Consider the following 8,491-nt stretch of genomic DNA (forward strand, 5'->3'; position numbering starts at 1 on the left):
GATACCGGGACTGAACATCTGGGCGTGGCGCTCAGAGGTTTTTCATCCGACTGTTTTTATTCATCGCATTCATGCGTTTGATGCGGCGTTCGACGGTTTTGCGCGAAACCCCGAGCAGCCGCGCCGCGGCGCTTTTGTTTCCGCCGGAGATCCGCAGCGCCTCGGCAATGCAGTGCTCTTCGGCCGACTTGATCGACAGGTTGTCGACGGAAAGCGTCACGTCCTCGGGTTTTTGTGGCGCGGGCTGCTTCAAGGCCGCGGGAGGGCCGAGGACCTGGGCGATCGGCAGGTTGAGCAGCAAGGATCTCTCGATGACGTTACGCAACTCACGGATATTTCCCGGCCAGTCGTAGTTGAGCATCGCATCGAGGTCTTCGGCTTCGAGCGGTGGGGGCGGTTGGCCGATCTCGATGGCATGGAGGTTCATGTAAAGCAACGCCAACCGCGAAATGTCGCTTCGGCGTTCGCGCAGCGGCGGAACGTTGAGAACGAGTACGTTCATGCGATAGTATAAATCTTCGCGGAAGCGCCCGGCAGCGATTTCAGACGGCAGATTACGGTTCGTGGCGAAGAGCAGGCGCGCGGATGTCGTGGTCTCCTGGTTATGGCCCAGGGGGCGGTACCGCTTGTTCTCGAGCACGCGCAGCAGCTTTGCCTGCATCGCAAGCGGCAGTTCCCCGATTTCGTCGAGAAACAGGGTCCCGCCGTCGGCATGCCCGAACAGCCCCTGACGGGACTGTACCGCGCCGGAGAAGGCACCGCGGACATGGCCGAAAAGCTCGCTTTCGATGATATCGGCCGGAATGGCGGCGCAGTTGACCGGCACGAAGCTGCCGGTGCGCCCGCTCAGATCGTGGAGCGCGCGCGCGGTGAGTTCCTTTCCTGTCCCGGTCTCGCCGGTGATCAGCACCGATGCCGGCATCGGCGCGACGCGCCGCACGATGTCCCACAGCTTCTGGATTGCCTCGCTTTCTCCGACCACACGGTCCTTTATCGGGGACGACTGATCCACCTGCCGCTGCAACAGGAAGTTTTCGCGGGCGATCCTGCGCCGTTCGCGCGCGGATTTCAGAGCGGAGTATATTTCCGCACGTCCGAACGGTGCCCGCAACAGAACCGCATCGATGTCCTGCAAACAGGCCAGGACCTTCGTGAGGTCGGATTCGTCGCTGACGACGACGGTGTTGAAATCGAATATCACGCTTGCACGTACGTTCTGTACCAGTTCGGCCAAGGAGACGCCGCCCGCCTGGCCAATATGTATCACGAGCGTTTCGAAGGCATGCTTCGCAACCAGGGCATGAAGCTCATCGCTGCCGGTGGCGAAGTGCAGCGTCGAGAACTCCTCGGAAAGCGCTTTCGACAGGGAGCCGTGCATCCTCGGTTCGTTGCAGAGGATGATGGCGCTACGCTCGCCCTCCTGAAACCCGTCGTCTGAGGCCGTCCCGGCTGCCTCGGAAGAAGATGCTGGCTGTGCCATTGGGCCATTTTGTCTCGCTGAGCCCAATCCTGGTGTCGGCTTGCTGTCGCCCAAAACGTGATGCTCCCATCTGAGTCAAAAAATATTATCTGCCGAAAGAGCATGGCCCCATCCGGTGCCCGCGCGGTTTCGGGCCGGACCCCTCGCGCACCGCTTCCTCGCTGTCACTGGCGCGCGGGCGCTCCAGACACCCGGTTTGATCTGTCGGTTCTACTCGGGTTCGGCCGCGCCAGCAGTCGGTTGCAGGCCCCGAAAGAAGATCGCAGGCGAAATAAAATTTCAAGGACTCATTGGATTTTTTTCGCGATCCGACCGATGGGAAGCGTTCAGCGGGCGGGGTCCCGTCGCCGGTGCGTTCGTCGCGGTCAACCGATCATTGGCACGGTTCTTGCGGGTCAATCCAGTGCCAATGCCGTCTCCGAATTGCCGCCGCGGCACCTCAGGTATCCGGCGGCAACGGGCACGGCATGATCGAGACACGCGAAACAAAAAAGAGGGGAACAAGCATGGGTTATCTGACTCCCTCCGAGTTCGGCAAGAAAATGTGCGACTCGGGTGAAGCAAAAATACGGATGAACCCAAGAGATTCGTTCATTCGCGGCTATATGGCCGGGGCCATTCTCACGCTAGGTGCCGCCATGGCGGTCACGATAATGGTAGAGACCGGTTCCCAACTGCTTGGCGCTCTGTTCTTCCCGATCGGGTTTTGCATGCTCTACCTGATGGGTTTCGATCTGATCACCGGGCTGTTCGTCCTGACGCCACTCGCATGGCTCGATGGACGGCCGAACGTCACGATCGCACGTATCCTCAAAAACTGGGCGCTTGTGTTCTTTGCCAATTTCTGCGGGGCTTTCACGACGGCGGTCCTGATGTGCATCGTCTTCACGTTCGGCTTCACCCAGGAGCCGGGGGCGGTGGCTGACAAGCTGGCCCATATCGGCGAGAGCCGAACGGTCGGATACAAGTCGGCCGGTCCCGGCGGTTGGTTGACGATCTTCACGCGCGGCGCGCTCTGCAACTGGATGGTGTCGGTCGGTGTCATCGGAGCGATGATGTCCAGCTCCGTATCGGGCAAGTGCATGGCCATGTGGATGCCGATCTTCCTGTTCTTCTACATGGGCTTCGAGCATTCGGTCGTGAACATGTTTCTGTTCCCGACGGCGCTGATCCTGCAGGAACTGACCGGAACGGTACGGGCGTTCACGCTTGCGGATTATCTGCTGTGGAACGAGATCCCGACGGTCCTGGGCAACATGTTGGGGGGCATCACACTGACCGGGTTGACGATCTACTCGACCCATGTCCGCACATCGCCGGAACTGATCTTCAGCGATCCCAAGCCGATTGGAGAGTACGACGGCCACGACGACTGAGGCGCCGCGGCACAGCGCGCTGGTGGCCGGAAACGGCCGGGGGCCAAAGGGGCGTCGGGACAATTTGTCCCTCATGGCTCTCCCGGACCGTGTCTCCGCGTCCACCAGCCCCGGCGGGCGCCTCTCCGCCCGCTCCCCGGATCAAAAGGAGTAGAAAATGGCACTGATGAGTCCCGAGGAAGCACGAGACCTGCTTCGGAAAGTCCCTTGTCCCGGGAGGTCCCGCGATATCGTGGCGCTCGGCTTCGTCAAGAGTATCGCCACGACGGATGACGGCGCATACGTGGAGTTCACCCCCGACATCCAGAACGTCGCGAAGATACTCGATATGGAAGCGGGCATCCGCAACGCCCTGCACACCGCCGGCTTCGCGGAGATCGAACTGGAGACCGAACCGCCTTACGACGATTCCTCGATGCTGCTGGGCGGGCCGGCGACGAACCCGTTGCAGATCGACCTTAGCGAATACGACATCGACCCCAATCCCGATCTGGTCGAGGGGCCGGGGGGGCGCGCGCGCAATCTTCTCAATCCCGACGCCCCGGACGGGGGGGCCGCGCTCGGGGCCGAAGGCGATGTCGACGAATTCGCCGCAACCCGGTCAGAGGGCCCGCAGGGAAACGCCGATCCCGACTATGACGGCGCATTGCCAGTCTTTCAGTGGGAGATCGGTCCAGACGTCGCGGGCTGTGAGAGCGTCAAGGTCAAACTCAGCATCGACAGCTGGAATTACGTTGTTTGCTGGATGGCGCATCCGGGCAACCGCCTTGTTTACGTATCGCTCCAGGCGCGACACTGGATCCGTGACGCGACCGGAGCACGTCCGAACCCATCGGGGCGGGTCGAGGGCGTCAACCTGGTCTACGACCCCATACGCGCCGGGGTGGTGGCGATCTATGGCACAGTCCGCGACTTCCGTCCCTTCGTCGAGGCGTTCCGGCGCGCCTTCGAGAATGAAGAGGGCACGCGCGAGGTCATTTCTCCGGTTGATCTTGCCGATGCACCGGTCTGAGCGCGGGCCACGACGGAACCGGGGACATGCGCCGGGCCGGTGCGGCGGCACCTCGCGCCCGTGCCGCCCTGTCGAACAGGGGATATGGCTGTTCGTAACGACCGGGTGGGCCGGTTTATGCGTGTCTGCGCGGCGATGATCGGACCGCGCCAACGCAACGCCCCCCCTTGCTGTGCGCTTCCAGGCGGGTGACCGGGGGCGGGTGCAACGACGACTGGCGGCACGGCGCTGTCCAGGGTCCAGATGCGGGTCCGCCTGCCCGGGCACGGTCGCGATCCGCCCAAGGCCCGAAAGAGCGCCCTTCCCGGTCGGGCGGAGCGCGGCCTGCATCGTGATGGCACCGCGCGTCGCAACCGGATGCGGCCCGCCTCCGGGCATGTTGCGCCCGGAATCCATCTTGCGAGGAGGACCCGATGACTGGCACCCCCGACGCGGCAGGTTTCTGCCACCAGGACGCCGGACACCAAGGCTCGGGCGCCATGGTCGGCCCCGTGATCGAGGGGCCGGTCGACATGACCGAGGCTGTCGTCGCAGCGTTACGGCAGGTCCACGATCCGGAGATATCCGTGAACATCTACGATCTCGGCCTCGTCTACCGGATCGTGGTCGATGCCGAGGGCGATGTCGCGATCGAGATGACGCTGACCTCACCCACCTGCCCGGTCGCCGGCATGATGCCGCTGATGGTCAGGACCGCGGTCGGAGACGTCAACGGCGTCGGCCTCATAGAGGTGAGCATGGTCTGGGATCCGCCGTGGAGCCAGGATCGGCTCAGCGATCTGGCCCGACTCGAACTCAGCCTGTTCTGAACCTGCCGCCGGCCGGGCGTTTCTGTGCCGCATGACCCGGCCCGGAAAGGCGTGCGCGACGGCGGATCGTCCGCCGGCCAGGGCGATTTGGGGCCGCCATGGGGCAGCGGCCGGCAACGATCTTTCCGCAACCGGAAGGACGGAGCCCCATATCGCCATTCACGAAGCCGTCGATGGCGTCGTCGCGACCCGGATGGAGCATGTGAGCGATGCCGCTTCCCGCGGCCGATCCCTCAAGCCTCAACCGGAGGCGCCGTGCGCTCTGCGCCGCGCCCGTGATCCGCCGCGGGCAGGCCGATGCCGGTTCAGGCCTGAGTTCCGGGGCCCGGGGCGCCGGCACACGGCGCCAGCCATGAAGGCGAAGGCGCGCTGACCGGCGTGCCACGCTTATGAAACACTCAATCCGGCGGCCGGTTTCCGGTGGTAGGTTCGGGCCTTCGGAAAATCGGTCACGGCGCGCTTCTCCCGGCGGCGCTGAAGCGAGCAGGGGATACGCATCGCTTCGCGATACTTCGCGACTGTGCGCCGGGCAATCCCGATCCCCGAACGGTGCAGGGCCTTCACGATCGCATCGTCCGACAGGACATTCTGTACCGTCTCGCTGTCGATCATCTGGCGGATTCTGTGTCTTACGGCCTCGGCCGAGACCTCGGCGCCGCCGTCCGCCGAGGAGACCGGGTTCGTGAAGAAGCGCTTGAGGTCGAACATGCCGTGCCGGGTCATCATGAACTTGTTCGCTATGGCGCGGCACACGGTGGATTCGTTGACACCGATGGCATCGGCCACGTCCTTCAGCCTCAGTGGCGCAATATGCTCGACCCCGTGCTCCAGCATCTTCTCCTGGCGCACCGCGATCTCGGTCGCGACCAGAAGCATCGTCCTTGCCCGTTGTTCGAGCTTGCTGACCAGCCAGCTGGCCTCCTTGATGCAGGTGGCGGCGAAGCGGCGCCCCTCCTCATCTCGGCTGTGGGCCTTGACCTCGGCATAGTATTCGCGGTCGACGAGGACCCGTGGCAGGAATTCGCTGTTGAGTTCCACCTTGATGTGCCCGTCATCGGCCCGTTCGACGATGACGTCGGGAACAGCAGGCAGCGTGAGTTCCGGATCGAACCTGCGCCCGGGGCGGGGATCGAGCTTTCGTATCTCGTTTGCCATTGCGATGACACGCTCGCAGCTCACGCGGCAAATGCTTGCAAGCTTCGGATAGTCGAACTCCGCCAGCACGTGGATGTTGTCGAGCAGCCGGCCCATCGCTGCGGTCAGCATTCCCCTGTCCTCCAGTTGCAGCCGAAGGCACTCGGAGAGGTTGCGTGCGCAGATGCCGGCCGGGTCGAAGCTCTGCACCGATTCGAGAACCCGCTCGACCCGATCGATGCTTACGCCGGCGGCCTCGGCGATCTCTTGAAGGTCACGCCGCATGAAGCCGTCGTCATCGACATTCTCGACGATCGCGGTGGCCACAATGCGGTTCGTCCGGTCGCGGAAGGCCAGGCCGATCTGAGCCAGAAGATGGTCGCGCAGCGAGGGCCGTGCCGCATACCACGTCTCGACCGTTGCGAATTCGGCTGACGACGCAAGATGACCGATGCCCGTGCCTGGTGCACATGTCCCGGCCATCCGCGCGCCGGCGACCTTGTGGGGGCCGCCATCTGCGGGCTGCGACACTCCGGCCGCTGTGGCGGGCGTGCTGGACAAGGATGCGCTCCGCGAGTTCCCGGAGACCCGGATGAACGGATTCCGCTCGGCCTTCTCGGCCACGTAGGATTGCAGCTCTTCCTGACTGAACTGCAAGATGACCAGGGACTGGATCATCTGCGCCGAAATGAGTAGAGATTGCTTCTGTTGGATCGCAAGCGCAAATCCGGTCTTCATTGCTCCCCCCCTTTTGCCAGACGACCGCCCGAACGGCCTTGGGCGTGAGGGCGAGGACGTCGGGTCATGTCTGTTGCCAATCTACTGCCAAATCGTACACGAGACTTGATTCCGGTCACGGAAAAACGGAAAAAACGTACGTAAAATAATGACTTGCGGACTTTTGTCATCTCGTCGGGGGGGGCGGATCAAGCATGGATCGGCAGGGATCAAATCATGCCTTGATATTCTTCAATCAGGTCGTCGATCTCTGTTATGATGGGGGGAGCATGTATGATGGTGTGAACAGATATGATGGTGTGAGCATGCGGGTGGATGTCATGGATGATTCAGAGTTCCGGGATATCCGGAAACTCGAGATTCTCGCGCAGATGACGGATGAGAATTTCCGGAAGCTGACGCGCAGAGCCTATGTTCAGAATTTCCCTGTGCGGGTCGAATTGATCACCGAAGGCGAACCCAGCGATTTTCTGCACATTGTTCTTTCGGGATCGGTCGATCTGTTCTCTGCCTGGAACGGCAGGGAGGCCAGCCTGGCAACCGTGCGTCCGATTTCGACCCTTGTCCTTGCGGCGACAATTCGTGACGCACCCTATCTGATGTCGGCCCGCACGCTGGAGAAGAGCCGCATCGCGCTGATCCCCAGCAAGGACGTCCGCACCGTCTTCGACGCCGACAACGCCTTTGCCCGCGCAATCGTGGCCGAACTTGCACAATGCTACCGCTCCGTCGTCAAGAACATCAAGGAACTCAAGCTGAGAACGTCGCTTGAACGGCTTGCAAACTATCTGTTACGGCAACAGGGGCGCGCCGGTGGCGAGGCCGTGTTCGACCTCGACTTCGAGAAACGCCGCCTTGCCTCGGTGCTGGGAATGACGCCGGAACACCTCAGCCGCGCGTTCAAGGGGCTCCAGCCCCATGGTGTCACGGTGAATGGCACCCGCATCACCATCGACAACCGTTCGGCTCTGGAGAAGTTCGCAAGGCCCAATCCGTTGATCGACGATTTTTCGTCCTGACGGCCGACAAGGGCGCAACGGCCCCGCAAAGCCCGCGATGGCGCAAATTCCGGCATTCGCGGTTCAGCTCCGCAGGCTTGCGCGGGTTTTCAAAACCAAATGGCGGGAATGCGATGAGTAACCGCCCGGCTTTGACACGGCTGATCCGAGCGGTGGAAAAGCGTGAGCGGACCGGGGACGGGTGTTCGGGTGTGCCGATCAGGACCGGTGCGGGCGAGACCTGCTCGGCATCGAAGTCCGGCGGCCACCTGGCCAGTCCTTGTCGCTGTGACGCCGTCCTCGGTCTGGATCGGCGCAGCATCGCTCATCCGGGCATCGTTCTTTCGGCCGCAGGCAGGAAGTCGCCCACCCAGTCTTGCAGTGCAGCGCATTCGGGCGGGAGCTGGATGGCCATCCCGTCCGCAAAGCTCTCGAACGCCTCGCGGTTCAGCGTGTTGAGGCCAACCAGGACAGGCACACCCATGGCAACTGCCTGCGCGATCACGTCCCGGAACCCCCGTCCCGCCGCCTCGTGCTTGCCAAACTTGTTGATGATCAACAGATCCGCGCCCAATGAAAGACTTGCCTCGACCAGTCCCACCGCCGTCTCCAGCGCCGCAGGGTCGAGACGGCACCCGCGGGCCGAGGGACCGAGGTTCTGGCTGATGCGCAGGACGGGACCATCGGGCAGAACCCGCACGTCCATGTCGCAGGGGCCCGCGCCCGGGCGTTTGGTGTTGATCTGAACGGTGCCACAGCATCTCAGGCCGCGGGACGCGAGTTCCGCGGCCAGTTGCTCCAGGGTCAGGTCCGTATCGCCGCGTCCCGGCGCCATGGTGTAGGCAAGCTTGATGTTTCGACTCCTCTGATGTGAAAGTGGGGGGACGTCAGTGCGCGCTTCGGCAAGACGGCGCCCCCCCTTGGCAGCCACTTTTCCCAGCATG

General features: G+C 63.0%; 7 protein-coding genes. 4 read left to right on the top strand and 3 right to left on the bottom strand.

Annotated features, from left to right (window positions below):
• Positions 1-31: 31 nt before the first annotated feature.
• Positions 32-1,534 (bottom strand): sigma-54 interaction domain-containing protein, encoded by a 1,503-nt coding sequence (locus tag C8N32_RS14405; protein ID WP_146159729.1) that lies wholly within the window; start codon positions 1,532-1,534, stop codon positions 32-34.
• A 452-nt stretch (positions 1,535-1,986) separates the two neighbouring features.
• On the opposite strand from C8N32_RS14405, the gene C8N32_RS14410 reads away from it, so the two are divergent.
• The 3 genes from C8N32_RS14410 to C8N32_RS14420 all read left to right on the top strand — a co-directional run bounded on the left by C8N32_RS14410 (position 1,987) and on the right by C8N32_RS14420 (position 4,677).
• Positions 1,987-2,856: a formate/nitrite transporter family protein gene (locus C8N32_RS14410; protein ID WP_107893673.1), complete on the top strand. Its 870-nt coding sequence runs from the start codon at positions 1,987-1,989 to the stop codon at positions 2,854-2,856.
• 157 nt (positions 2,857-3,013) lie between these two features.
• Positions 3,014-3,868, top strand: coding sequence for an iron-sulfur cluster assembly protein (locus tag C8N32_RS14415; protein ID WP_107893670.1), 855 nt, complete (start codon positions 3,014-3,016; stop codon positions 3,866-3,868).
• Between the two features lie 413 nt (positions 3,869-4,281).
• Positions 4,282-4,677, top strand: a complete 396-nt coding sequence (locus C8N32_RS14420) for an iron-sulfur cluster assembly protein (protein ID WP_107893671.1) — start codon at positions 4,282-4,284, stop codon at positions 4,675-4,677.
• A gap of 387 nt (positions 4,678-5,064) precedes the next feature.
• On the opposite strand, the gene rpoN is transcribed toward C8N32_RS14420, so the two are convergent.
• Positions 5,065-6,549 carry an RNA polymerase factor sigma-54 gene (rpoN, locus tag C8N32_RS14425; protein WP_107893672.1) on the bottom strand — a complete coding sequence of 495 codons (1,485 nt, stop codon included), beginning with the start codon at positions 6,547-6,549 and terminating at the stop codon, positions 5,065-5,067.
• A 320-nt stretch (positions 6,550-6,869) separates the two neighbouring features.
• On the opposite strand from rpoN, the gene C8N32_RS14430 reads away from it, so the two are divergent.
• A complete protein-coding gene (locus tag C8N32_RS14430) occupies positions 6,870-7,568 on the top strand; it encodes a helix-turn-helix domain-containing protein (protein ID WP_107893674.1) in 699 nt (232 codons plus the stop codon).
• Positions 7,569-7,872: 304 nt separating this feature from the next.
• Here C8N32_RS14430 and C8N32_RS14435 read toward each other — a convergent pair.
• On the bottom strand, positions 7,873-8,491 hold a 619-nt coding region (locus C8N32_RS14435; protein WP_342352795.1), incomplete at its 5' end, for a DUF2478 domain-containing protein.

Source organism: Rhodovulum imhoffii (assembly GCF_003046545.1).
Lineage (GTDB): Bacteria > Pseudomonadota > Alphaproteobacteria > Rhodobacterales > Rhodobacteraceae > Rhodovulum > Rhodovulum imhoffii.

Coding starts and splice junctions, on each gene's coding strand:
- rpoN (WP_107893672.1), bottom strand. CDS start 6,549: ATGAAGACCGGATTTGCGCTTGCGATCCAACAGAAGCAATCTCTACTC.
- C8N32_RS14430 (WP_107893674.1), top strand. CDS start 6,870: ATGGATGATTCAGAGTTCCGGGATATCCGGAAACTCGAGATTCTCGCG.
- C8N32_RS14415 (WP_107893670.1), top strand. CDS start 3,014: ATGGCACTGATGAGTCCCGAGGAAGCACGAGACCTGCTTCGGAAAGTC.
- C8N32_RS14410 (WP_107893673.1), top strand. CDS start 1,987: ATGGGTTATCTGACTCCCTCCGAGTTCGGCAAGAAAATGTGCGACTCG.
- C8N32_RS14420 (WP_107893671.1), top strand. CDS start 4,282: ATGACTGGCACCCCCGACGCGGCAGGTTTCTGCCACCAGGACGCCGGA.